The sequence below is a fragment of the Streptomyces sp. TRM68416 genome (assembly GCF_014596915.1).
In the GTDB taxonomy this organism is placed as follows: Bacteria; Actinomycetota; Actinomycetes; order Streptomycetales; family Streptomycetaceae; genus Streptomyces.
Window position 1 is genome coordinate 401389 of sequence record NZ_JACVWU010000001.1, and the last position, 24597, is coordinate 425985.

At 71.0% G+C, this 24597-nt stretch carries 24 protein-coding genes; 16 read left to right on the forward strand and 8 right to left on the reverse strand.

Going from position 1 to position 24597, the window contains the following annotated elements; translation table 11 throughout:
- Window positions 1-26 precede the first annotated feature (26 nt).
- Both ICC28_RS01905 and ICC28_RS01910 read left to right on the forward strand, forming a co-directional pair.
- Window positions 27-1172 (forward strand): aldose epimerase family protein, encoded by a 1146-nt coding sequence (locus tag ICC28_RS01905; protein WP_188286574.1) that lies wholly within the window; start codon window positions 27-29, stop codon window positions 1170-1172.
- A 137-nt stretch (window positions 1173-1309) separates the two neighbouring features.
- Window positions 1310-2950 (forward strand): pyridoxal phosphate-dependent aminotransferase, encoded by a 1641-nt coding sequence (locus ICC28_RS01910; protein WP_188286575.1) that lies wholly within the window; start codon window positions 1310-1312, stop codon window positions 2948-2950.
- Between the two features lie 18 nt (window positions 2951-2968).
- Here the strand turns inward: ICC28_RS01910 and ICC28_RS01915 are convergent, their stop codons facing one another.
- The gene (locus ICC28_RS01915; RefSeq protein ID WP_188286576.1) at window positions 2969-3424 is read right to left on the reverse strand and encodes an ATP-binding protein; all 456 of its coding nucleotides are present in this window, start codon (window positions 3422-3424) and stop codon (window positions 2969-2971) included.
- Window positions 3425-3565: 141 nt separating this feature from the next.
- Here ICC28_RS01915 and ICC28_RS01920 point away from each other — a divergent pair, with 141 nt between their 5' ends.
- Both ICC28_RS01920 and ICC28_RS01925 read left to right on the forward strand, forming a co-directional pair.
- Window positions 3566-4381, forward strand: a complete 816-nt coding sequence (locus ICC28_RS01920) for a helix-turn-helix domain-containing protein (protein ID WP_188286815.1) — start codon at window positions 3566-3568, stop codon at window positions 4379-4381.
- A 14-nt stretch (window positions 4382-4395) separates the two neighbouring features.
- Window positions 4396-4605: a DUF397 domain-containing protein gene (locus tag ICC28_RS01925; protein WP_411158565.1), complete on the forward strand. Its 210-nt coding sequence runs from the start codon at window positions 4396-4398 to the stop codon at window positions 4603-4605.
- On the opposite strand, the gene ICC28_RS01930 is transcribed toward ICC28_RS01925, so the two are convergent.
- Window positions 4556-5209, reverse strand: a complete 654-nt coding sequence (locus tag ICC28_RS01930; protein WP_188286578.1) for a DUF4360 domain-containing protein — start codon at window positions 5207-5209, stop codon at window positions 4556-4558. The two genes, ICC28_RS01925 and ICC28_RS01930, sit on opposite strands and share 50 nt — an antisense overlap.
- A 194-nt stretch (window positions 5210-5403) precedes the next feature.
- Here ICC28_RS01930 and ICC28_RS01935 point away from each other — a divergent pair, with 194 nt between their 5' ends.
- On the forward strand, window positions 5404-5931 hold the full coding sequence (locus tag ICC28_RS01935; protein WP_188286579.1) for a hypothetical protein: 528 nt from the start codon (window positions 5404-5406) through the stop codon (window positions 5929-5931).
- A 25-nt stretch (window positions 5932-5956) separates the two neighbouring features.
- On the opposite strand, the gene ICC28_RS01940 is transcribed toward ICC28_RS01935, so the two are convergent.
- On the reverse strand, window positions 5957-6847 hold the full coding sequence (locus tag ICC28_RS01940) for a hypothetical protein (protein WP_188286580.1): 891 nt from the start codon (window positions 6845-6847) through the stop codon (window positions 5957-5959).
- A 184-nt stretch (window positions 6848-7031) separates the two neighbouring features.
- Here ICC28_RS01940 and ICC28_RS01945 point away from each other — a divergent pair, with 184 nt between their 5' ends.
- On the forward strand, window positions 7032-7430 hold the full coding sequence (locus ICC28_RS01945) for an effector-associated constant component EACC1 (protein ID WP_188286581.1): 399 nt from the start codon (window positions 7032-7034) through the stop codon (window positions 7428-7430).
- Entirely contained in the window at window positions 7427-9334 is a 1908-nt protein-coding gene (locus ICC28_RS01950; RefSeq protein ID WP_188286582.1) for a caspase, EACC1-associated type, read from the forward strand. Before ICC28_RS01945 ends, ICC28_RS01950 begins: the two co-directional genes overlap by 4 nt.
- Window positions 9335-9373: 39 nt before the next feature.
- Here ICC28_RS01950 and ICC28_RS01955 read toward each other — a convergent pair whose 3' ends face one another.
- On the reverse strand, window positions 9374-9832 hold the full coding sequence (locus ICC28_RS01955) for an RrF2 family transcriptional regulator (RefSeq protein WP_188286583.1): 459 nt from the start codon (window positions 9830-9832) through the stop codon (window positions 9374-9376).
- Window positions 9833-9867: 35 nt separating this feature from the next.
- A complete protein-coding gene (locus ICC28_RS01960; protein ID WP_188286584.1) occupies window positions 9868-11373 on the reverse strand; it encodes an alpha-N-arabinofuranosidase in 1506 nt (501 codons plus the stop codon).
- A gap of 263 nt (window positions 11374-11636) precedes the next feature.
- Here ICC28_RS01960 and ICC28_RS01965 point away from each other — a divergent pair, with 263 nt between their 5' ends.
- From ICC28_RS01965 to ICC28_RS01975, 3 genes are read left to right on the forward strand one after another with little or no spacing between them, the layout of a single operon-like run.
- Complete coding sequence (locus tag ICC28_RS01965; protein ID WP_188286585.1) at window positions 11637-12251, forward strand: toxin-antitoxin system, toxin component family protein; 615 nt, start codon at window positions 11637-11639, stop codon at window positions 12249-12251.
- On the forward strand, window positions 12248-13507 hold the full coding sequence (locus tag ICC28_RS01970; protein ID WP_188286586.1) for an MAB_1171c family putative transporter: 1260 nt from the start codon (window positions 12248-12250) through the stop codon (window positions 13505-13507). The genes ICC28_RS01965 and ICC28_RS01970 overlap by 4 nt, the downstream gene beginning before the upstream one ends.
- The gene (locus ICC28_RS01975) at window positions 13500-14894 is read left to right on the forward strand and encodes an FAD-dependent oxidoreductase (RefSeq protein ID WP_188286587.1); all 1395 of its coding nucleotides are present in this window, start codon (window positions 13500-13502) and stop codon (window positions 14892-14894) included. Before ICC28_RS01970 ends, ICC28_RS01975 begins: the two co-directional genes overlap by 8 nt.
- Here the strand turns inward: ICC28_RS01975 and ICC28_RS01980 are convergent, their stop codons facing one another.
- The 3 genes from ICC28_RS01980 to ICC28_RS01990 form a co-directional block, all read right to left on the reverse strand.
- Window positions 14895-15740 carry an SMP-30/gluconolactonase/LRE family protein gene (locus ICC28_RS01980; protein ID WP_411158566.1) on the reverse strand — a complete coding sequence of 282 codons (846 nt, stop codon included), beginning with the start codon at window positions 15738-15740 and terminating at the stop codon, window positions 14895-14897.
- Between the two features lie 11 nt (window positions 15741-15751).
- Window positions 15752-16525: an IclR family transcriptional regulator gene (locus ICC28_RS01985; protein WP_188286589.1), complete on the reverse strand. Its 774-nt coding sequence runs from the start codon at window positions 16523-16525 to the stop codon at window positions 15752-15754.
- A 134-nt stretch (window positions 16526-16659) separates the two neighbouring features.
- On the reverse strand, window positions 16660-17280 hold the full coding sequence (locus ICC28_RS01990; RefSeq protein WP_188286590.1) for a TetR/AcrR family transcriptional regulator: 621 nt from the start codon (window positions 17278-17280) through the stop codon (window positions 16660-16662).
- A gap of 74 nt (window positions 17281-17354) precedes the next feature.
- On the opposite strand from ICC28_RS01990, the gene ICC28_RS01995 reads away from it, so the two are divergent.
- The 6 genes from ICC28_RS01995 (at window position 17355) to cysD (ending at window position 24535) form a co-directional block, all read left to right on the forward strand.
- Window positions 17355-18080 carry a DUF2993 domain-containing protein gene (locus ICC28_RS01995; RefSeq protein ID WP_188286591.1) on the forward strand — a complete coding sequence of 242 codons (726 nt, stop codon included), beginning with the start codon at window positions 17355-17357 and terminating at the stop codon, window positions 18078-18080.
- Window positions 18081-18148: 68 nt separating this feature from the next.
- Window positions 18149-20371, forward strand: a complete 2223-nt coding sequence (locus tag ICC28_RS02000; protein ID WP_188286592.1) for an MMPL family transporter — start codon at window positions 18149-18151, stop codon at window positions 20369-20371.
- A gap of 379 nt (window positions 20372-20750) precedes the next feature.
- Complete coding sequence (locus ICC28_RS02005) at window positions 20751-21836, forward strand: type III polyketide synthase (RefSeq protein ID WP_188286593.1); 1086 nt, start codon at window positions 20751-20753, stop codon at window positions 21834-21836.
- A 136-nt stretch (window positions 21837-21972) separates the two neighbouring features.
- Complete coding sequence (locus tag ICC28_RS02010; RefSeq protein ID WP_188286594.1) at window positions 21973-23085, forward strand: sulfotransferase family protein; 1113 nt, start codon at window positions 21973-21975, stop codon at window positions 23083-23085.
- Complete coding sequence (gene cysC / locus ICC28_RS02015; protein WP_188286595.1) at window positions 23082-23630, forward strand: adenylyl-sulfate kinase; 549 nt, start codon at window positions 23082-23084, stop codon at window positions 23628-23630. The genes ICC28_RS02010 and cysC overlap by 4 nt, the downstream gene beginning before the upstream one ends.
- Complete coding sequence (cysD, locus tag ICC28_RS02020) at window positions 23627-24535, forward strand: sulfate adenylyltransferase subunit CysD (RefSeq protein WP_188286596.1); 909 nt, start codon at window positions 23627-23629, stop codon at window positions 24533-24535. Before cysC ends, cysD begins: the two co-directional genes overlap by 4 nt.
- The last annotated feature ends 62 nt before the right edge of the window (window positions 24536-24597 follow it).

The following is a 24597-nucleotide window of genomic DNA, read 5'->3' on the forward strand; positions in this document are numbered from 1 at the left end:
CCCGCTTCCTTTGCAGGAGCCGCAACATGGAACTGAGCAGACGTACCGTCATGGCCGGGGCCGCCGCCGCCGGTGTCACCGCCGCCGTCAGCGGCACCGCCCACGCGACGGGAGGCAAGAAGCCGGTGAAGTCGCTCTTCGGCAAACTCGCCGACGGCACCAAGATCTACCGCTGGTCCCTGGAGAACGGCGGCACTCGCCTGAAGGTCCTCTCCTACGGCGGAATCGTCCAGTCCCTGGAGATCCCCGACCGGCGCGGCCGGTACGCGAACGTCTCCCTGGGCTTCGACAACATCGAGGACTACGTCGCGAACAGCCCGTACTTCGGGGCGCTGATCGGCCGCTTCGGCAACCGGATCGCCAACGGCCGCTTCACCCTCGACGGCAAGACCTACCAACTGTCCGTGAACGACGGCGAGAACAGCCTGCACGGCGGCGCCCAGGGCTTCGACAAGCGGGTCTGGGACATCGAGCCGTTCACCAAGGGCTCGGACGTCGGCCTGCACCTGTACTACACGAGCGTCGACGGCGAGATGGGCTACCCCGGCACGCTGCGCACCAAGGTCACCTACACCCTGACCCGGCACGGCGACTGGCGCATCGACTACGCGGCCACCACCGACAAGGCCACCGTCGTCAACCTCACCAGCCACGTCTACTGGAACCTGGCCGGCGAGTCCAGCGGCACGATCTACGACCACGAGCTGTCCATCGCCGGATCCCGCTACACGCCCGTCGACTCGGGCCTGATCCCCACCGGCGAGCTGGCCAAGGTGGCGGGCACCCCCTTCGACTTCCGCAGCACCAAGACCGTCGGCAAGGACATCCGGGTCGCCCACCAGCAACTGCTGTACGGCAAGGGCATCGACCACAACTGGGTGCTCGACAAGGGGATCACCCGCAAGCCGGAGTGGGTGTCGACCCTGCGCGACCCGTCCTCCGGCCGCACCATGAAGATCGCGACCACCGAGCCGGGCCTGCAGTTCTACTCGGGCAACTTCCTCGACGGCACCCTCGTCGGCACGGGCGGCACGATCTACCGGCAGGGCGACGCCCTGTGCCTGGAGACCCAGCACTACCCGGACTCCCCCAACCAGCCGTCGTTCCCCTCGACCGTGCTGCGGCCGGGGCAGACGTACCGTTCCACGACGGTTCACTCGTTCCGCGCGTGACCCGAGTGTGATCAACCCTCACAGCGGGTACACAACTTCTCAACATTTTCACAGAGGTTGAACGGCGACCCAAAGCCGTCCGTATGTACGGGTGGCCCGCGCTCCCCCGCGCGGGCCACCCACAGACGGAGGTTGCCTTGGCTGAGAACGTCACCTCGCTGTTCCGCAGCACGGCGGCGCACAGCCCCTCGATGGCCGCGCTGACCCGCGAGGGCGGTGACGGATCCGGGCCGATCGACTTCTGCATCCCGTGCAACCCGTACTTCCCCACGCCCGCCATGTTCGACGACATGGCGGGCCGGTTGCGCGACATCATCACGTACTACCCCAGCAGCGCGGACACGATCACGGCCGAGCTGTGCAACCTCCTCCAACTCCCGCCGCAGGCCGTGGCGATGGGCAACGGCTCGACCGAACTGATCACCTGGATCGACCACCTGCTCGTCCGCGAGTCCCTCGCCGTCCCCGTCCCCACCTTCGGCCGCTGGACCGACCAGCCCATGGAGACCGGCAAGCGGGTCGACATGTTCCCGCTCCAGGAGTCCAGCGGCTTCGCCCTCGACCTCGCCCAGTACGCCGAGTTCATCCGCGCCAGGGGCACCCGGGTCGCGGTGATCTGCAACCCGAACAACCCCGACGGCGGCTTCCTGCACAAGCATGCCCTCGTGCAGTTCATGGACGCCATGGCCGACCTCGACCTGGTCGTCATCGACGAGTCCTTCCTGGAGTTCGCCGACGCGGAGGCCGAGCCGTCGGTGGTCCAGGAGGCCATGCTGCGTCCCAACGTGATCGTGCTGCGCAGCCTGGGCAAGAACTTCGGCCTGCACGGCATACGGTTCGGCTACCTCGTCGCCAACCCGGCACTCGCGGGCCGGGTCCGCTCGATGCTGCCCAAGTGGAACCTCAACGCCTTCGCCGAGCACGTCGTCTTCATGCTCAAGAACCACGGCCAGGAGTACGCGGAGAGCCTCCACCAAGTGCGCCGCGACCGCCTGGACATGGCGAGCCAGCTCGCCGCCCTCCCCGGCCTCACCGTCTATCCCTCCCAGGGCAACTTCCTCTTCGTACGCCTCCCCGTGGGCGCCGAGGGCACCGTGGTCCGCGACCGGCTCCTCACCGAACACCGCATCCTCGTCCGCGAGTGCGGCAACAAGATCGGCTCGTCCAGCCGCTTCCTGAGACTCGTGGTGCGCCCCCAGACGGACGTGCGTCGCCTGGTGTCCGGCCTGGAACAGGTGCTCTACGGGACCAGGAGGGGAGCCGCCGTACCCGAGCTGGCTACCGGGACCAGCTACAGCTCGGGTACGGCGGCCGTGGACCGGTTGGTCAGCTCGACGAACGGGGCGGGGATCCAGGGGCTCGCGGCGCAGGCGGTGGGGGGCGGGGGCGGGACGCCGATGCCGACGCCCGCACCGACGCCGACGCCCGTACCTGCGCCGACGCCGATGCCGACGCCTTCTCCGACCCCGGCCCCGGCGCCGATGCCCGCCGCGGCTGCTCCGGCATCGGTGGCCTTTCCCGCACCGGCGGCCTATCCGACGCCGATGCCCCCGGCACCGGCCCCGATTCCGGCACCGGCCCCCGCTCCGGCTCCGGCCGCGGTTCCGGCCGCGGCGGCGGCGACCGGCCCGACACCGCCCGGTGTCCCGGCCCGCGGGGGCCTCACGGCCGCCCAGGTCCGCGGCACGACCGGCCCCGGCCTGACCCCCGCCCCCGCCACCGGCTGGCCCAACAACCCCCGCTGGCCGAACGCGGCGGGAATGGGACAGACCGGCTGACGAGGAGCCAAGAGGGAGTCACAGCCACTTCGGTACGTCGACCTCCGCCCGGACGGTCTTGCCGGGCGACGGGTCCCGGTCCACCACCTCCCAGCGGTCGGCGAACGCCTGGACGAGGACGAGGCCACGCCCGTACTCGTCCAGGAGCCGGGGCGGCCGTACGTCCGCGGGGGCGGGCGGACGCCCGTCGGCGTAGGTGTCACTGACCTCGACGCGGACACTCCCGGTGACGAGGGACAGCCGCAGTTCGAAGTCCCGGCCGGGAACACGGGCGTGCGTCACGGCATTCGCGGCCAACTCCGCGACGATCGCCGCGACGGCCTCCGACACGTCCGTACCGTGCGGGATGCCCCAGAGGTCGAGCTGACTCCGGGCCAGATGGCGAGCGAGGCGGGCCCCTCGCGGCGTGGCGGTGAGGCGCTGCGTGAACACACGTACGGTGACCGGCGACTGAGGGATGCGCGGAGCGTGCATGCGCCCAATCTGGCCTCCGCACGGGCCCCTTCACCAGGTCGGCGATGCGTACGCTGGCGGGCGTACGCGGTGACGGACTGGACAGTACGCGTGACCCACCGTAACCATAGCCGGGGGAGGTGATCGGCAGTGGTCGATGGCATGGGTGGCGAACCGGAGTCCTCCGACAGTCTGCGGACTTTCGGAGCCGTCGTACAAGCCCTGCGGGAACACGCCGGGTTGAGCCGGGAGGAGTTCGGGGAGCGGGTGGGGCTCTCCAAGCACACGGTGGCATCGATCGAGCAGGGACGGCGGATGCCGGACCCGCGGTTCGGGGAGCGGGCGGAGGGGGCGCTGGGGAACACGGGCGCGCTGACGAGGGCGGAGCGGCATCTGGCTCGTCAGCCGGGGTTGGCGACTTGGTTCCGGCAATGGGCTCGGCTGGAGGCTACGGCCATCACGCTCTGCACGTACGAATGCCGGTTGATTCCGGGGCTGTTGCAGACGGAGGCGTACGCACGCCAGCTGTTCGACGATGAGCTGCCGCCGCTGAGCGACGAGCAGATCGAGGCTCAGTGGGTGGCACGGGCCGAACGGCAACGACTGCTGCGGGAACGGCCGAACACCGAGTTCAGCTTCATTCTCGAAGAGCACCTGTTTCTGCGGCATACAGGCGGCGTTGACGTCACACGGGAACTCATCGACCACGTGCTGGAGATCAGCGCCCTCCGGAACATCGAAATCCAGATCATGCCGGTGATGCGGGAGTCACATGCCGGGCTGCATGGGCCCATGCAGTTGCTGGAGAGCCCCGACAACAAGTGGTTCGCGTACATCGAGGGCCCGGAATGCGGCCAGTTCATCTCCGACCCGAAGGTGGTGGGCATCCTCCAGAGGCGGTATGCCAGGATGCGTGCGCAGGCTCTCTCACCCGAAGACTCCGTGAGCCTGCTGCGGCAGTTGCGAGGAGACGTATGAGCACCAGCGAACTGATGTGGTTCAAGTCGAGCTACAGCAGCAGTGGTTCGGGCGACTGCGTCGAGGTCGCCCGAACCCCCGCCACCATCCACGTCCGCGACTCCAAGAACACCCAGAGCGGCCAGCTCATGCTATCTCTCACCGCCTGGGCCGGTTTCCTGGCCTACGCGGGCGCTACGACTTCCGCGGGCACTCCTTCCACGCCATGTGGTACACGGTGCTGATGTCGCCGTCGGTGGAGTCCATGGTCATGAAGCTGACCTTGTCCGGCGAGGAGGAGCCGGCGTTGACGCGAAGCTCGGTGTTGATGTTGAAGTTGCGCTGAACTCCGCAGGGTGCCCAGACGAGTTGGGCCCAGTCGGTGCTGTCGGTGGCCTGCCAGTTGTCGTTGAGCGGGCCGTTGAAGGGGTGGTTGCGGAACGCCGTCTGCGGTGAGCCCTGGAAGTAGTACGAGGCTCGCTGAATGGCGCTGGCGCCGGGCTGGAGCGAGGCGAAGCCCCGGTAGTCGGCGCTGGCGATGGCGTAGGTGAAGCCCTGGGGGACGTGCACGATCAGGTTGAGCTGGCAGTTCTTGCGGAAGGCGGTGGGGTCGGAGTTGCCGCCGACCTGGGCGAGGTAGTCGCTGTAGGTCACGGTGAAGGCTGTGTTGTCCTCCGAGACGGCGACGGCGGCCGTGCCCTGGGGGCAGCCGGAGCCGTTGACGGTGGCGACCTTGATGATGATCTTGTCCGGTGGCGGGTCGTCGAACGGGTCCGCCGCCTCCGCGGGCAGTGCGGCAACGACGAGAGCGGCGAGCGCGGCGCCGCTCAACAGAAGTCCACGCGCCATGGCTCCTCCTTGAGTTGGGGGGTGGCTACGCCTCCGACCGATGGTTCACCTTTGAAGGAATGGTGAGCTTCCTGTGGAGACCGGAGGCGTTCGCATCGTAGGAATCCCTCCTTGACATGAACAGGTCGAACTCCAGCCATTCACAGGAACCCCAAAAAGGAAGATCACCAACCAGCAGGAAGCCACCACTACCCATGACACTTCTCGCCGAACACAACATCACCGCCACCCCCGGCCGCCGCGTGCTGGAGGTCTACGACGCGGACGCCTACCTCGGCGACGAAGCAGCCCTGGATGCCGCGGAGGTACAGGTGGTAGCGGGCAACGGCTACCACCTGTACCTCCTCAGCCTGCAGCCGGACATGAAAGTCCAGATCACCATCCTCATCTGGGACTCCCCGCCCGCCCCGCCCGCCGAGGCCGAAGGCCACACCGACGTCAGCCTGGAATCCGAAACAGGCATCCTGGTCATCGGCCAACTCGACCGCGGCCCCGCCGACGAGATCACCCTGCCCCGCCCCGGCGTCTACGAAGGCCACGCTTGGTGGCAGAACCGCCAAGCGGCAGCCGACTACCACGCCACCGCCCTCGATCAACTCACCGACGACTCCCCGGACGGTCAGCTCACCGAAGCCTGGAACAACTGCCCCGTCACCGAACGCTACGTTCTCGACCTCGCCTACACCCGCGAGCCCGAACCCCTCGACGACGATGATCAATAAATGGGGCTGCGCGGAGGGAAGGGCCTCACTCGATGAAGACCTTCACCGAGTCGGGCCTCCCCTCGTTTCGGTTGACGCCGATGAAGAAGTCGCTCCCGATGTGGGTGATGTCTTCGATCTCGTCGACCAGGTTGTTCCCCGGAATTCCGATATCGCTCTCCACGTCTTTTCCGGACCAGTTGTACTGGTACACCCAGTTCCATCCCGTAGTGGGCGTTGAAGTGTTGATGGACTTGGTGTTCCAGATGTAGTTCGCGGAGCAGTCGAGTCCTTGGTCGGAGCGGTTGTCGTGGCTCGTCAGGTTGCTGTTCACGAGTGTCCAGCCGCTCGTCAGGGAGCCGGAACCGGGGTGGGTCCACAGCTTGCCCAGGCGGCGGGCGGCATATTTGCCGGCTCCGCCGGCCGCCGTCGCGCTGTAGCAGAGGCCGCTGATGTTGCCGATGGGCAGGCGGACCACCTCGCTTGAGCCGATGGCTCCCGACGAGTTCAGGTGAATGATCGTCACATCAGGGCTTGGGAACGCCGATTGACTTCCTTGGGTGGCGATCAGGGCAGGGCCCTGGCCCCGATAGTCCCGGTTGTAGGCAAGGTCGTTGCCGTGGCCGAGGGCGGGTATGGAGGTCGGCGCCCCGGCACAGGTCCAGCTGGTGCCATCCCAGGTCGAGCCGTCGCGCACCCACCTGGACAGGACCGGCTCTGCCCCGCCCGCCTTGGTGAAGATGATGTAGAGCTGGCCGCCCGAACCCGCGACCATACCTTGCATGACGGTGCGGCCCGCCTTGCACGGGCTGCTGTTCGGGATGCTCAGCCGCTCCGCCCCGCTCCTGTCCGTAGCGGCGTGGGCGGACGTTGTCGAGGTGGCGGCGATTGCGGTCAAGAGGGCCAGCACGGACGCGATACTCGGCAGTTTTTTCACTCGGTGCCTCTCCTTGGTGGACGTCGGGAGGAGGCTAGCCCAACCACGCGAGGCGGGATCTTGGTGCGCAGGTGCACCCTACGAACGTATGCTGGTCACTGAGGTCAACCTCCCGTGGCAGGCGGGGAGTTGATCACTCACACGATCCAGTACGGCCCGACCCGGCAGGGGGCGAAGGTAGGGCATGGACGTCCAGCTCAGACTGCCCGACGATTCCGATCACGGCGAACTCAAGCAGCTCTACGACTGGTTGCTCGCGGAACGCGAACTGGGTCTTGATGCGGAGATCAGGCTCCGTGCTCAACTTCCGCCCGCCGAGGGTCCCGACGGCGATTCCACGATGGGCGATGCCTTCGACATCGTGCAGTTGGTCCTGGAGTCTGCGTTCCAGCTGACCTCGCTGGGGTTCATCATCATCGAGTTCCGCAGGGCCCGTCGGCCCCGGTCACACGTGATCGTCGAACGGGACGGGCGCCGCGCCGTCCTGCGGCCCGACGCGAGCCCCGAGGAGGTCGAAGCGTTTCTGCGGGAGCTCGACGCCATGAGCGACCCGCCCGAGGACCCGCCGGACGGCGCCAGGTGACCGAGGCGCTGCCGGACCCCGGTGCCTCCGCCGCCGTACTGATCGGTGTCGCCGCGTACAAGACCATGCCGAAGCTGCCCACGGTGGCGCGCAACCTCACCCGGCTGAAGGAGGCGCTCACCGACCGGGCGATCTGGGGGCTGCCCGCGGACAAGTGCGTCGTCGTGCTCGACCCGAGTTCCCCGGACGACCTGATCGACCCGGTCGTGCAGGCGGCCCGGTCCGCCCGGGACACCCTGATCGTGTACTACGCCGGACACGGCTTCGTCGATCCGCTGGGCGCGCTGCGGCTGACCATGATCGGGTCGATGGAGGAACTCCCGCACAAGGCGGTGCTGTACAGCGAGTTGCGCGAGGCGCTGCGCCAGCACAACCGGGCCCGGCGGCGGGTCATCATCCTGGACTGCTGCTACAGCGGACGTGCCCTCGGCGACATGGACGCCCAGACGCGCACCCCGCTCAGGACGGTCGCGGACGTCAAGGGCATGGCGGGGAGCTATCTGCTGACGTCCGCCGCCTCCAACGTACGGGCGCTGGCGCCCCGGGGCGAGGAATGCACGGCGTTCACGGGCGAGTTCGTCCGGGTGCTGCGCGAGGGGATACCCGGCCGGGAGGGGCAGCCGATACGGCCGTACCTGACCCTGGACGCGATCTACCGGGAGGTCCGCGGCTCCCTTGAGCACCGCGGCAGACCCACCCCGCGCCAGCAGGACAACAACCAGGTCGGCCAGCTCCCCTTCGTGCGCAACCTCGCCCACCCGCTGCCGCCCGACCGGTTCCTGCCGCCTCCGCCGCGCCCCCGCTGGCAGCGTCGTACGGCCTTCGTGCTGGCCGCGCTCGCCCCGGTCGCCGTGCTCGCCGCCGACAGCGGCAGGCCGCCCTCCGACGTCTGCTCGGCGCGCGCCTCCCTGATCGGTTTCTCCGACCGGTTGGACAAGGTCACCTTCCAGGGCCGCCGTCTCGTCGGCCTGTCCGCGCTCGCCCTCACCTCCGAGGGCCCCACCGGTGCCACGGCCCTCTCCCTGACCGACAACTCCTCCCCGGTGCTGTACCGGCTGTCCCTGGGCCCGCCGGGGAAGTCCCCGAAACCCGAGATCGCCGGGGCTACAGCGCTGGTGCGCCGGGACGGGCGGCCGTACGGCGGCGAGCAGGGCTTCGACGGAGAGGCCATCGCCGTGGAGGAGGGTGGCCGCACGGTCCTCGTGGCCTCCGAGCACGCGCCCTCGATCGGCCGCTACAGCCTCGCCACCGGCGAGTTGCTGTACGAGCTGCCGGTCCCGGAGCCCTTCCGCACCGACTCCCCCGGCGGCGACGCCCAGCGCGGCGCGATCTTCGAGTCCCTCGCCCTCTCCCCCGACGGGCGGCGGCTCTACGTCGGTCTTGAGCAGCCCCTGGGCCGGGACGGTACCTACCGCGGCGGCAACCGCATCCGCATCCTGCGCTACACCGGCGAGCCGGGCGGCGCGTACCGCGTCGACGGTCAACTCGCCTACCAGACCGACTCCGGACTGCGCCTCGCCGAGTTCGCGCCGATCGGCGACGGCCGCTTCCTGGCGCTGGAGCGCGGCTACACCGAGGGCCAGGGCAACAGCATCCGCGTCTACGAGGTGTCCCTGACCGGCCTGAAGGACGTCAGCGGGGAGCGGTCGCTGGAGCGGACGCCCGCCTCCGCGTTCGTGGTCAAGCGGGAGCTGGTCGACCTCGGGGACTGTCCGCCCTCCGGCGCCCGCGCCCGGCAGCCCCAGGTCAATCCGCTGCTGGACAACGCCGAGGGGATGGCGCTGGGCCGTCCGCTGACCGAAGGGCCCCACCAGGGGCGGCGGGTGCTGTACCTGGTGACGGACGACAACGACAACCCCGAGCAGATCACCCGCTTCTACACGCTCGCGGTCGACGTCTCCTGAGCCGGGGTCAGGCGGACCGGGCGGGGCGGGCGGGGCGGGTCAGGGGTTCTCCCAGGCCGCCGGTTCCGCGGCCAGTTCCTGTACCGGCTCGGGGAGTTTGCCCGTCGCGATGTCGGCGATCGTGACGCCCTCAAGGATGCGGCGGACGTTGGCTCGTAGGGCGATCCAGAGTGGGAGGAGAGGCTCAGCCGAGCCGGCGTAGGTGAGGCCGGTGGGGCGGACGCCGCGTACCGAGACGATGGGGCCGTCTACGCCCCGGATGACGTCGGCGACGGTGATCTCCGCGGGGTCGCGGGCCAGCATGTAGCCGCCGTTGCCGCCGCGCCGGCTCTCGACCAGTCCGGCGCGGCGGAGGTCACCGAGGATCCCTTCCAGGAACTTGTGCGGAATGTCCTGCGTGGCGGCGATGGCCTCCGCCTTCACCGGTTCGCCGCCCTGTCGTACGGCGAGTTCCAGTACCGCCCGTACCGCGTAGTCCGCCCGTGCCGAGATCCTCATACGACCATTGTCACCGCTGGACGCGGCAGGATGGGTCAGCCCAGCCGGATCACGTTCCAGGACAGCGGCTCCAGTACGGCGGTGAGGGTGCCGTCCGCCAGTGCTGTGCCCTCGCCCGGGTGCGGCGTGACGCGCTCGGGGTCGTCCAGGGTGTTGCGGGCGTCGGGGTCGCCGTCCGCGAGGACGCTGTGCTCCACGACCCGCGTCAAGTCCAGTGCGCCCAGGGCGACTTCGAGCGGCAGCGGCTCGGTGCGGCTGCGGTTGACCGCGAAGACGGTGACCGTGCCGTCCTCGGCGCGTACGGCGGTGGCGTGCAGCAGATCGGTCTCGCCGTACTTCTTCGTCTCGTACGTCGGCGAGTCGACGCGGACGTCGAGGACCTCGCCGCGGCCGTACTGGGAGGCCTGGGCGAAGGGGAAGAACGTGGTCTGCCGCCAGGCCGGGCCGCCGGGCTCGGTCATGATCGGGGCGATGACGTTGACCAGCTGGGCGAGGCAGGCGACCGTCACCCGGTCCGCGTGCCTCAGCAGCGCGATCAGCAGGGAGCCGAAGACCACCGCGTCGGTGACGCTGTAGTTGTCCTCCAGCAGGCGGGGCGCCTCCGGCCAGTCCAGGGCGCTGACCTCGGTCTGGCTGCGGGACATGTACCAGACGTTCCACTCGTCGAAGGAGAGGTTGATCTTCTTCTTCGACTTCAGGCGGGCGCCGACGTGGTCGCAGGTGGCCACGACGTTGTCGATGAAGGACTCCATGTCGACGGCCGAGGCCAGGAAGGAGTCGATGTCGCCGTCGAGCGGCTCGTAGTAGGCGTGCAGCGAGATGTGGTCGACGAGGTCGTACGTCTCCTGCAGGACCGTCGCCTCCCACGCGGCGAAGGTCTCCATGCCCTGGCCGGAGCTGCCGCAGGCGACGAGTTCCACGGTCGGGTCGACCTGGCGCATGGCGCGGGCCGTCTCGGCGGCGACCCGGCCGTACTCCTCGGCCGTCTTGTGGCCGGTCTGCCAGGGGCCGTCCATCTCGTTGCCCAGGCACCAGAGCTTGATGCCGAAGGGGTCCTTGTCGCCGTGGGCCACGCGCAGGTCGGAGAGTGCGGTGCCGGCGGGGTGGTTGGCGTACTCCTGGAGTTCGATGGCCTCCGCGACGCCCCGGGTGCCGAGGTTGACGGCCATCATCGGCTCGGCCTGGGGGCCGACCTTCCGGAGGAAGTCGATGTACTCGGAGAGGCCGAAGCGGTTGGACTCCGTCGTGCGCCAGGCGAGGTCGAGGCGGCGGGGGCGGTCCTCCACCGGGCCGACGGAGTCCTCCCACTTGTAGCCCGAGACGAAGTTGCCGCCGGGGTAGCGGACGGCGGTGACGCCGAGTTCGCGGACCAGGTCCAGGACGTCCTGGCGCAGGCCCGCCTCGTCCGCGGTGGGGTGGTCCGGTTCGAAGATGCCGGTGTAGACGCAGCGGCCGAGGTGTTCCACGAAGCTGCCGAACAGGCGGGGGTTGACCTCGGCGACCCTGAACGCCGGGTCGAGGGTGAAGCGGGCGGTACGCATGGTTCCCTTTCGTCTGCGGTAGTACGTGGCCGGTCGTCCGTTCGACATTTCGTATGGCACTCGTAACTTCGAACGGGACCGTAAAGTTGATGCGCCCGCACGTCAATGGGGTGCGCGGGATGTCGCGATCGTTCCCGGCCGGTCAACCGGTCGTTCTCGGTTGAACTACGGTCGCCGGATCGCATGACGCGGACAGTTGTGGCCGCGTACTCTCGAACGGCCCGCTGTGCGACTCCGGGACGGCGGCGAGACGAGGGGGAACGATGGACATCGCGGGCGCGCGGAGGAGGGCGTCCCGGGTCGCGGCGGCGCTGCGGCGCTCACGCGGCGGCCCCGCCATGCGCGGCATCGCCATGCGCGGCCTCGCGGCCGACCTCGCCACCGCCCTGCGGGCCAGACCCCGCCCCCCTGCCGACGTCCGCGAACTGTGCGCCGCCCTGTGCGAGGAGATGACCGCCAGGCGTGGCGGGCGGCGGGTGGAGTTGCGCTTCGAGCGGTTTCCCGACGAGTTCGAAGTGACCGGCCTGTGGCTGGAGTTCCAGGACTTCGACCTGGTCATCGTCGAGGAGCGGGCCGAGGCCGTCCAGCAACTCGTCATCCTCGGCCACGAGTTGTGGCACCTGCACGCCGGGCACCGCCACCACCGCCAGGCGGGCTCCGCCGCGGCCGGCGCGCTGGCCGACGGGCCCGGACTGCGCGACGCCCTCGCCATCGCCGCCCGCAACGGCTCCCGGGAACGCGAGGAGGCCGAGGCGGACGACTTCGGGCACCGGCTGGCGGCGCTGTTCCGGCCGCTCCTCTCCGCAGTGGCTCAGGGCCCCCTCGACCCTCTGCAACGGGCCCTCGGCTACCGCGGGCGCGGAGGGCCGGCGCGGTGACGACGTACGCTCTGAACCCCTCAGACCTGCTCAGCGACTTCTACATCTCCTTCTGGATCCCCACCGCGGTGCTGTCCGCCGCCCTGGCGATCAAGCTGCCCACCATCATCCGGCTCTGGAAGGATCCCCTGCTGCGCGCGGTCGGCGGACTGCTGCTGCTCGCCTGCGGGGTGTTCGTGTTCTGCTCGCCCTCCACCATCGCCTGGGTCAACGACCTCGTCGGCGTGCCCAACATCTCGGCCCCCTGGTGCTACTCGCTCCTGACGGCCTTCTGCGGCTCCTGCCTGATGCTGATCATCGCGTGGCGCAACGGGCTGTACGACCGCTCCGCCGCCACCCGCCGCGCCATGCGCTGGGTGGTCTCCGTCTACTCCGGCGTGATCGTCGCCCTGTGGGTGCTGTTCGCCCTCGCCGACGCGCCCGTGGAACGGCTGCGGGACCTGGACACGTACTACGCCAACACCCCGTTCATGCGCGAGGAGATCCTGCTCTACCTGCTCGCGCACACCGTGGCCGTCCTGATCACCTCGCGGCTGATCTGGAACTGGGTGCGCACCGACGGACTCGACGCCTGGCTGCGCTGGGGACTGAAGCTGCTGGGCGTGGGCTACGGGGTGAACCTCGTCTTCGACGGCGCCAAGCTCACCGCCGTGGTCGCCCGTTGGACCGGCCACGACCTGGACTGGCTCAGCACCGACCTGGCGCCGACCGTGGCCGCCGGGTCGGCCATCCTGATCGCGGTCGGCTTCATCCTGCCGCACGCCGGCCAGTACCTGCAGGACCGCTGGCGCGTCCGCCTCGCACACCGCCAACTGCGGCCCCTGTACCTGCTGATGCGCTCCGTGCACGGCAGCCGCGTCCCCTTCGTGCTGCGGGCCACCCCCGAACTGCGGCTGATCCGCCGGGAGACGTTCATCCGCGACGTCCTGCTGCCACTGGCCCGCCACCTCGACGAGGACCTGCGCCGGCGGGCGTACGACGCCGCCCTCGGCCTCGGCCACGAACCGGCGCGGGCCCGGGCCCTGGCGGCCGCGGTGGCCATCCAGGACGCCGTGGAGGCGAAGCGGCGGGCGCCGGAGAGTGACGGGTCGGGCGACCCGGACACGACAGAGCTGCTGCGGGAGATCGGGGCGGTGTCCCGCGCGCTGCGCCGGCCGGAGGAGCTGGAGGCGGTGCGCGCGAGGGCGGCGGCGCCCGCGTCTCCTTCTACGACCCCCCGTCCTGTTTCCGCAGAGAGCGTGTCCGCACATGAGTGATCGCAAGTCCACCGCCGTCGTGCTCGGCGGCTCGCTGGCCGGGATGCTCGCCGCCCGCGCGCTGGCCTCCCTCGGCGCCCGGGTCACGGTCGTCGAGCGCGACGCGCTGCCCTCCGGCCCCGAACCGCGCAAGGGCCTGCCGCAGGCCCGGCACGTCCACCAGCTGTGGTCCGGGGGCGCGCACGCGTTGGAGGAGCTGCTGCCGGGCATCGGCGCGCGGCTGCGGGAGGCCGGCGCCCACCGGCTGCCGATCACCACGGACATGGTCGGCCTGTCACCGCGCGGCTGGTACCGGCGGTGGGCCGAGTCGCACTTCATGGTGCTGTGCAGCCGGGACCTGCTGGACGCGACGGTACGGGCGCAGGTGCTCGCCGACGAGCGGATCGCCCTCGTGGAGCGGGCCGAGGTGCTCGGCCTGGACGGCACGGGTGCCGCGGTCACCGGCGTGCGCGTGCGGGCGCACGACGACACGCGCCGCACCCTGCCCGCGGACCTGGTCGTCGACGCCACCGGACGCGGCTCCCGCACGCCCCACTGGTTGGCCGCACTCGGGCTGCCGGAGCCCGAGGTGCGCGAGGTCGACTCGGGCCTGGCGTACGCCAGCCGCCTGTACCGTGCGCCCGAGGCCGCCCGGGACGGCTTCCCCGTCGTCAACGTCCAGCCCGCCCCGCGGACCGAGAGCGCCGGCCAGGGCGGCGTACTGCTGCCGATCGAGAACGGCCGGTGGCTGGTCACCCTGTTCGGCAGCCGGGACGACCGGCCCTCGCCGGACACGGCCGACTTCGACGCCTACGCCCGCACCCGGCTGCGGCACCCCGTCCTGGCCGACCTGATCGCGCGGGCGGAGCCGCTGACGGAGGTCGCCTTCACGCGGACGACGGCGAACCGCCGCCACTTCTACGAGCGGATGCCGGCCTGGCCGGAGAACTTCGTGGTCGTCGGCGACGCGCTCGCCGCGTTCAATCCGGTCTACGGGCACGGCATGTCGGTGGCGGCGCAGGAGGCGGTGGCCCTGCGGTCCACGGTCGCGAAGCTCGGGTGGGGTACGCCGGGGCTGTCCCGACGGCTCCAGCGGGCGGTGGCGCGGCGGGCTCAGCAGGCGTGGGACCTGGCCATCGGGCAGGACGTGTTCTACCCCGGGGCGTCGGAAACGGCCCCCACGCGCGCGGAACGCCTCATCGCCGCCTACGTCGACCGTCTGGTCCACACGGCCACGGGCAACGGGCGGGTCGCTCGGGCGGTGACGGACGTGATGTCCCTGGAGCGGGGGGCGGGCGCGCTGCTGACGCCGGGGGTGCTGCTGGCGGCGGTGGCGGGCCCGCTCAAGCCTGCGCTCGGCGGGCCGCCGTTCACCGCGGAGGAGCTGAAACGGGCGGAGCTGCAGTAGTCACCCGGCGAACGCCGGCTGCTCCAACCCCTTGCCCGCGCCCGGTACCACCAGCAGGGAGCCCGCCACCGGGTGGGGGGCCGTCAGGCCCACGCGGGCCGTGGTGACGTAGAGGTCGGTGAGGTCGGGGCCGCCGAAGGCGCAGGCCGTGACGCGCGGGGTGGGGAGGGTGAGGACGCGGTCGAGGTCGCCGGCCGGGGTGTAGCGGCGTACCGCGCCTCCGTCCCACAGGGCGACCCAGACGCAGCCGTCGGCGTCGACGGTGAGGCCGTCGGGGAAGCCGGCGCCGTCCTCGATCCGGGCGAGGGTGCGGCGGTTGGTGATGCGTCCGTCCGCGTGGTCGAAGACGTCGATCCGGCGGGTGGGCGAGTCGATGTAGTACATGAGCCGGCCGTCGGGGCTGAAGCCGGTGCCGTTGCTGACGGCGACGTCGTCCAGGACCGGCTCGACCGTGCCGTCCCCGGTGACACGGGAGAGCGTGCCGCCGCCCGCGGCCTCGTCGTAGCGCATGGTGCCCGCCCACAGGGAGCCGTCGGGGGCGACGGCGGCGTCGTTGGCGCGGCGGCCGGGGACGGGTTCGCGGTGGAGCCAGCGGAAGGAGCCGTCGGGGTCGAGGAGGGCCACTCCGTCGCGGAGGTTGAGCACGAGGCCGCCGCCGGAACGGGGCTTCACCGCGCCGATGTGCTGGTCCGTCGTCCGGACGGTCCGGCGCCCCGAGGACGGGTCGTAGGTGTGGATCCGCGCGCCCAGGATGTCGATCCAGAGCAGCCGCCCGGTCGCCGGGTCCCAGGTCGGCCCCTCGCCGAGGGTCGCCTCGGCCCGTACCGCCACCTCGTAGGAGCTCATCCCGTGGGCGCTCATGCCGCGCTCCGGTGGCCGAGCCGCTCCGACAGTTCGGCGGCGCCCTTGGCGGCGAGCTGCTCCAGCTCCGCCTTGCGGTCCTCGCTCCAGCGGATCATCGGTACGGAGATGGAGAGCGCGGCGACGACCCGTCCGGTGCGGTCGCGCACCGGCGCGGCCACGCAGGAGACGTCCGGGTTGGACTCGCGGCTCTCCACCGCGATCCCCCGCTCCCGGATCTCGGCGAGGGCCTCGCGCAGCGCGCCCGGTTCGGTGATGCTGTTGGGGGTCATCGCGGCCAGCTCGGCGTCGTCCGGGATGCGCGAGGCGAGCTCGGGCTCGGGCAGCGAGGCCAGCAGCATCTTGCCGACGGAGGTGCAGTGGGCGGGCAGGCGGCGGCCGGCCGCGGACACCATGCGCACGGCGTGCGTGGAGTCGACCTTGGCGATGTAGATGACGTCGGTGCCCTCCAGGATCGCCACGTGCACCGTCTCGTCGCAGGTCTCGGCGACCGACCGGGCCACCTGCTGGCCCTCGGCGGCGAGGTCGAGCTGCTCGGCGTACCGGCTGCCGAGCTGGTAGGGGCGCACGCCGAGCCGGTACCGTCCGGGCTGTCCGGGCACGGGGGTGATGTAGGACCGGGCGGCGAGTGTGGTGACCAGCTCGTGCACGGTGGTGCGCGGGAGCTGGAGCTTGCGCACGATGTCGGGGGCGGAGAGCGTGCCGTCCCCGTCGAGGAAGAGCTCAAGGATGTCGAGAGCCCGGGTCACGGCAGGTACGAGGCGTCCCACGTCCGTCCCCTCCTAAAGTCAGGCTGTGTTCGAAATTTCAACAGCCGATCGGAATGGCGAACACAGGCTACTCAAATTCCGTTTCCCCGGGCAATGGCCCTGCACCACCGACCTGACGGCCGCCCGCCGTGCGCTCACGCCTCCCGGAGGCAGTCGAACGCGGTGCGCAGCAGGTCGTGCGCCACGGCCGGGGTGCGCTCCTCCTCCGGCAGACCGGCGTAGGCGAACAGCGCGGAGCGCATCGCGCCGACGGCGGCCCGGGCCAGCACGGCCGCGCGCAGCGGCGTGGCCGCGTCGGGATCGCGCGCGGCGAGCCGCTCCCGCAGCGCGGCGGCGAGGCCGTCCTCGAACTGGCTCAGCACCGGCAGGAACTGGCGCACCGGCTGGCCGGGGAAGCGCTGCGGGGGCCCGCTGAACATCAGTCCGGGCCCGCCGTCGGCGATCAGTTCGAGACAGGCGCCGAGGACGGCGGTGTAGGGATCCTCGGCGGCGGGGCGGGCGACGACATGGGCCCGCATGACCGGAATGAGGTCCAGGACCTCGTCGAGGACCAGGTCCTCCTTGGAGGGGAAGTAGCGGAAGAAGGTCCGCTCGGTGACCCCGGCGGCCGCCGCGATGTCCCGCACGGTGGTCTGCGCGTAGCCGCGCTCCTCGAACATGCGGTGGGCGGCCTCCTGGAGGGCCTTGCGCGTCGCCGCCTTGTGGGCCTCGCGGCGCCCGTGCGGCTCCGCCGAGGGAGTGTCGAGGGTTGCCATGCCCGGAGTATCTCAGGCGGAAAACCGACGGTACAGAATCTGTCAGTCCTGACAGATTCTGTATGGTGTCAGTCATGACACTTTTTCGGAGGGGGCGTGCGCTCCGCGGGCGGGTCTCCCGCAGGGCCCGTCTGATCACCCTGGGCGTGGTCGGCGGTCTGCTGGTCGTCGCGGGTGCCGCCGAGGCGGTGGCACGTCATCAGGCGGCCGGCCGGTTCGCGGACCGCATGGAAGAGCGCCTGCACACCGGCCTCGACGTGGGCTTCGGGCCGACACCGGTGATGCTGCAACTGGCCCGCGGGTCCTTCCCCCGCGTGGAGGTCTCCGGCGAGGGCGCGACCTTCCGCCGGTTCTCCGGGGTGGACCTGCACGCCGAACTGGCCGACGTGGTCCGCACCGGCGACGGGCTGTCGGTGGCCGACAGCCGGGTCAGCGCCGAACTGACGGACGCCGCCCTGGCCGGCGCCGTGGCCACGATGACCGACGGCGCCATCGGCGTCGCGGGGGTGAGCACCGACCAGGAGAACGGCGAACTGACCGTGCACGCCGGGCCGGCCGGACGGATCGCCGTCGGTTTCCGGCCGGTCCTGCAGAAGGAGGGCATCCGGTTCGAGCGCACCACCGTGCGCGTCGGCGAGCGCACGGTCCCCGACGCCCTCGCCGGCCAACTGCTCGGAGACACCCCGCAGGAGGTCGACCTGTCCGGACTCCCACTGGACCTGGAGCCGGAACGGCTCGCCGTCACCGCCGACGGGCTGCGCCTGGAACTCGCGGGAGGCAGCACCACCGTGAAGGCCTGACCCACCCGGCTTTCCGGTGGCCCCCGTCCCACCACCGCACATGCCACTACTGCACGAGGAGCATCTCCGTGGCGACTTGGCTCTACCGGCTCGGTCTCGGCGCCTACCGCCGTCGGCGGCTCGTCCTGGCGGCCTGGCTGGCCGTGCTGGCCGGCGCCGTCTGCGCGCTGGTCGTCGTGGGCGGCAAGCTCGACAACGAGTTCACGATTCCCGGCTCCGAATCCCAGCGGGCGCAGGACACGATGGCCGAGGACTTCCCGGCCGCCGCGGGCACCAGCGCCCAGATCGTGTTCACCGCGCCCGAGGGCACGAGGATCACCGATCCACGGGCCACACAGGGCATCCAGCGCACCCTGGCCGCCGCGCAGGACGCCCCGCAGGTCGCCGCGGTCATCCCACCGGACCGGGCCGGAACCGTCACCCCCGACGGGCGCACCGCACTCGCCCAGGTCAACTACGACGTCACCCGCTCCGGCCTGGACGACGGCAGCCTCGACGCGCTGGAGGAGACCACCCGGGCCGCCGAGGAGGCGGGCCTCGAGGTCTCCGTCGGCGGTCAGGCGTACGGAAACGGCGTGCTCACCCCCACCGTCCTCGAACTGCTCGGCGTGGTCGTCGCGTTGGCGGTGCTCGCCCTCACCTTCGGCTCGCTGCTCGCCGCCGGGATGCCGCTGCTGACCGCCTTCGTCGGCATCGGCACCGGGCTCGCCGGGCTGCTGGCGGTGTCCTCGGGGGTGACGGTGTCGTCGACCGCGCTGAGCCTGGCGCTGATGCTCGGGCTCGCCGTCGGCATCGACTACGCCCTGTTCGTGCTCTCCCGGCACCGGGCCCAGCTCGCCCGGGGCATGGAGCCGCGCGAGTCGGCGGGACGCGCGGTCGGCACGGCCGGCAGCGCGGTGGCCTTCGCCGGGACGACGGTCGTCATCGCGCTGGTCGGACTGGCCGTGGTGCGGATCCCGTTCCTGACGGTCATGGGCCTGAGCGCGGCGGCGACGGTGCTCATCGCCGTGCTGGTGGCGGTGACGCTGCTGCCGGCGCTGTTCGGCCTCGCGGGGGCGCGGCTCGCGCCGCGTCCGGGGTCGCGGGCGGCGCGACGGGCGGCCGCGAGCGCCGGCGGGGAGGAGGCCGGGAAGGTCATGGGGCGGCGCTGGGCCCGGCTCGTCACCCGGCGCCCGCTGCTCGTCGTCGTCGGCGCGGTCGCCGCGCTGGTGACCCTCGCGCTGCCCGCCGCCGATCTGCGGCTCGCGCTGCCCGACAACGGCACGGCGGCGCACGGAACCTCGCAGCGCGAGACGTACGACACCGTCGGCGAGGCCTTCGGGCCCGGCTTCAACGGGCCGCTGCTCGTGCTCGTCGAGGCGGACTCCCCCGGCGAGGCCGGGCAGGGGCAGGCGGCCGCGGTCGCGGGGCGGCTGCAGGAGCTGCCGGGCGTGGTGAAGGTCGGCCAACCGCAGTACGCGGCCGAGTCCGGGCGGGCGGTGATCCAGGTCGTGCCCGAGGGCGGACCGCAGGACGAGTCCACCCAGGACCTGGTGGACGCCGTCCGCGACGACGCGCCCGCCGTCGAGCGGGAGACCGGCGCCGCCGTCTCGGTCACCGGCACCACGGCGATCGGCATCGACGTCTCCGACCGGCTGAGCTCCTCGCTGCTGCCGTTCGCGGCCGTGGTCGTCGGGCTCTGTCTCGTGCTTCTGCTGCTGGTGTTCCGTTCCCTGGTCGTGCCCGTCAAGGCGACCGTCGGCTTCCTGCTGTCGGTCGCGGCGTCCTTCGGCGCGGTCGTGGCCGTCTTCCAGTGGGGCTGGCTCGCCGACGCGCTGGACGTGGCCCGGACCGGACCCGTCGTCAGCTTCCTGCCGATCGTGCTGATGGCGGTGCTCTTCGGCCTGGCGATGGACTACGAGGTGTTCCTGGTGTCCGGCATGCGCGAGGAGTGGGTGCGTACCGGGCGGGCCAAGGACGCGGTGGTCGACGGGGCGGGGCATGCCTCGCGGGTGGTGACGGCGGCGGCGCTCATCATGTTCTTCGTCTTCGCCAGCTTCGTGACGACGGAGGACGCCATCGTCAAACCCATCGCGTTCTCCCTGGCGTTCGGCGTGCTGGTGGACGCGTTCGTCGTGCGGATGACCCTCGTGCCGGCGGTCCTGGCGATGGTGGGACGCGGCGCCTGGTGGCTGCCACGCGGCCTCGACCGGCTGCTGCCGGACCTGGACATCGAGGGCGCCCGGCTGCACGAGCCGGACCGGGCCGAACCCGCGCGACCGCTGACCGAAATCAACGCCGGCTCTGGCTGAATTAGCCAAGGACTCTTTTCCAGACATCGAAACCGGGCCGGAAAACACGGCGCCGGTCCGCCTGCCGGGTTTACCGGGAGGTGGACCGGCGTTTTTGCGTCGCTCAATGTTACCGGCGAGGAAATTTACTCCGGAATATTTGATTCCACTAGAAGGCCTGTGTTTGACTGAAGTCACCGGATGAACACGACATCCGGATCGAACGGGGGAGAGCAAGACCATTCTTCTTTCCATCTCCATGCGCCCTTGAGGCGCATTTCACCTGACCGTCTGACCTGCGCAAAGGTGCCTTGTCAGAGGTCATCGGCACGCACGATTCCCTCTCCCGCCGTCGGAACCACGCGGCTGTTTCACGCTGCCCGAAAACAAGGGAACACGCATGCATCTCGAAGAGAAAATCGCCCCTGCCCGCCATGGACTGCGCGCCGCCGCGCGTCCTGTCATCACCGGCTCCTCCCATTCATTTCCGGATACCCGGAGCAGCCAGGACGACCTGTGGCAGGAATTCTTCCTGGACCACTACGACGGTTTTCCGCTGGCCCGCCGGATATTCGAGAATTCCGGAATCAGCTCCCGCTCCACGGCCGTGGACCCGCGCGCCGAGAAGGAGGTGTCCGGCTGGAGCACCGGACAGCGCATGGAGCGCTACATCGAGGAGGCCGTGCCCCTCGGCAGGCGCACCGTCGAGAACGCGCTCGAGTCCGCGGGCCTCTCCCCCTCGGACGTGGGCCTGCTGGCCGTCGCCTCCTGCACCGGCTACACCACCCCCGGCCTGGACTTAAGGCTCGCCGACGAGCTGGGCATGAGCAGCAAGGTCCAGCGGCTGTTCATCGGCCACATGGGCTGCTACGCCGCCGTCCCCTCGCTCGGCGCCGTCTCCGACTTCGTCGCCTCGCGCGGCCGGCCGGCGGTACTGCTCTGCCTGGAGCTGACCTCGCTGCACGTCCAGCCGCCCAGCCGGGACATCGAGCAGATCGTGGCGCACGCGCTGTTCGCCGACGCCGCGGCGGCCGTCGTCCTGGAGCCGGACGCCGGCAGCGGCTTCGAGGTCATCGACGTCGTCGCGGTCACCGACCACAGCACCGCCGACCACATGAGCTGGCAGATCACCGACCTCGGCTTCAAGATGGGCCTGTCCCCGAAGGTCCCGGACGTGCTCGCCCAGCACGTCGGCGAGGTGGTCCGCGACCAGCTCCTCGCGCCGCACGGGCTCACGCCCGAGGAGGTCACCGGCTGGGCCGTCCACCCGGGCGGCAAGCGCATCCTCGAAGTCGTCGGCGAGCGGCTCGACCTGCCCGCCGGGGCACTGGACGCCTCCTACGGCGTCCTCGACGAATGCGGCAACTGCTCCTCCCCCACCGTCCTGATGGTCCTCCAGCGCCTCCCGCGCACCGACGGCCCGGTGGTCGCCATGGCCTTCGGCCCGGGCCTCACCCTCTACGCGGCCCTGCTGCGCCGGTCCTGACACCGGCCGGGGCACCCACGGCCGGCACCGCCGCCGGCCCGCCCGAAGCACCTTCCCGCACGACCCACGGACATCGACTCACGGTCATCGACGCACCGTCATCGCCCCAAGGACGCACGGAAGGAACAGCTGCGCCATGCCCATACCGACCCCACCGGGCCAGGTCTTCGTCACCGGCACCGGACGCTGCGGCTCGACGCTGGTCTCCGAGCTGCTGCGCGAGCACCCGCAGGTGCTCAGCCTGTCGGAGCTCTTCAACCACCTCACGGACATGTACCGGATCACCGCCCGGGTCTTCCCCGAAGGCCCCCTCACGGCCGCGGAGTTCTGGGACGTCCTGTCCTCCCGCAACACCGTCAACCGGCTGCTGACCGCGAACGGCCTCGCCCCCCGGGAGGTCCTCTACCGCCCCTCCCCGGCCACCCGCTTCCAGGCCGACACCGGCATCCCGGCCGTCCTGCTGACCACGCTCCCCCACCTCACCGACACCCCCGACGAGCTGTACGACGAACTGGAGACGGCCGTCGCCGAGTTCCCGGACGCCCGGGCCGGCGAGCACTACCTGCGCCTGTTCGGCTGGCTGTGCGCCCGCTTCGGCAAGACGCTGTGGGCCGAGCGCAGCGGCGGCTCGCTCATCCTCGCCGGGCAGTTCCGCGAGCACTTCCCCGACGCCCGCTATCTGCACATCGTGCGCGACGGCCGCGACACCGCGCTGTCGATGAGCCGCCACACCGGCTTCCGGATGGCGGCGGTGGTGATGGCACTGCACCTCACCCTCGGCCACGACCCGTACGCCGAGACGCCCGCGCTGGACGCCGAACGGGACCTGGGCTTCGTACCGGACGAACTGGTGCCGTTCCTGCCGGACCGCTTCGACGCCGACGCCGTACGCGACTACCGGCTGCCCGTCTCGCTGTTCGGCACCTACTGGGCCGACGAGATGCAGCGGGGCATGGAGGCGATGGCCGCGCTGCCGCAGGAGAACGTGCTGCACGTCTGGTACGAGGACCTGCTCGCCGCGCCCGAGGAGTCCCTGCACCGCATCGGCGAGTTCCTCGGCGCGGACTTCGTGGACAGCGACTGGGAGCGCCGGAGCGCGGCCAAGGTGAACGCGCCCTCGTCCTCCTGGCGTGACCTGCCCGACGCCGAGCGCGAGGAGCTGGACCAGGCGTGCGCCGCCGGGTTCTCGGTGCTCGCCGCGCACGGTGTCGTCCCCATGGCCACCGCGACGGCAAGGAGCAGCGCATGAGGACCCCGCCCACCCCGGGCGCCACGGTGTGGCTGACCGGGCTGCCCAGCTCCGGCAAGACGACCCTGGCCCAGGCCCTGGCCAGCCGCCTCACCCGGGAAGGGCACCGGGTCGAAGTCCTCGACGGTGACGAGATACGCACCTTCCTCAGCGCGGGCCTCGGCTTCACCCGCGAGGACCGGGACACCAACGTGCAGCGCATCGGCCTGGTCGCCGAGGTGCTGGCGCGCAACGGCATCCTGGTGCTGGTCCCGGTCATCGCGCCGTACGCCGACAGCCGGGAGGCGGTCCGCAAACGGCACGAGGCGAGCGCCACCCCGTATCTGGAGGTGCATGTCGCCACCCCGCTCCAGGTGTGCGCCGTACGCGATGTGAAGGGCCTGTACGCGCAGGCCCGCGCCGGACGGCTGTCCGGCCTCACCGGCATCGACGACCCCTACGAGCCGCCGCAGACGCCGGACGCGAAGGTGGAGACCCAGATGCAGTCCGTGGACGAGTCGGTGGACGCCGTGCACGCGCTGATGGCCGAAAGGGGGCTGCTGTGACGGCGGTGGCCGCCCGGCTGGGGCACACCGACGTCCTGGAGTCGGAGGCGGCGTACATCTTCCGCGAGGTGGCCGGCGAGTTCGAGCGGCCGGTGCTGCTGTTCTCCGGCGGCAAGGACTCCGTGGTGATGCTGCACCTGGCGCTGAAGGCGTTCGCGCCCGCGCCGCCGCCGTTCGCGCTGCTGCACGTGGACACCGGGCACAACTTCCCGGAGGTCCTCGCCTACCGCGACCGGGTGGTGGCCACCCACGGGCTCACCCTCCACGTGGCGTCCGTGCAGGACTACATCGACCGCGGTGTGCTGCGCGAACGTCCCGACGGCACCCGCAACCCGCTCCAGACGCTGCCGCTGCTGGAGGCCATCAGCGGCGGCGGGTTCGACGCGGTGTTCGGCGGCGGGCGGCGCGACGAGGAGAAGGCCCGCGCCAAGGAGCGGGTGTTCTCCCTGCGGGACGAGTTCGGCACCTGGGACCCGCGCCGCCAGCGGCCGGAGCTGTGGCAGCTGTACAACGGCCGCCACCTGCCCGGCGAGCACGTGCGCGTCTTCCCGCTGTCCAACTGGACCGAGCTGGACGTGTGGCAGTACATCGCCCGCGAGGGCATCGAGCTGCCGTCCATCTACTTCGCGCACGAGCGGGAGGTGTTCCTGCGGTCCGGGATGTGGCTGGCGCCGGGCGACTGGGGCGGCCCGAAGGACGGCGAGCCGGTGGAGAAGCGCCGGGTGCGCTACCGCACCGTCGGCGACATGTCCTGCACCGGCGCCGTGCTGTCCGAGGCGTCCTCGGTCGACGAGGTGATCGTCGAGATCACCGCCTCCCGGCTCACCGAGCGCGGCGCCACCCGCGCCGACGACCGGCTGTCGGAGGCCGCGATGGAGGACCGCAAACGCGAGGGGTACTTCTGACATGACCGTGGACGTGACCGCCCCGGGCCATCCCCCTCATTTCACCGCAGCCCTGATGGTGC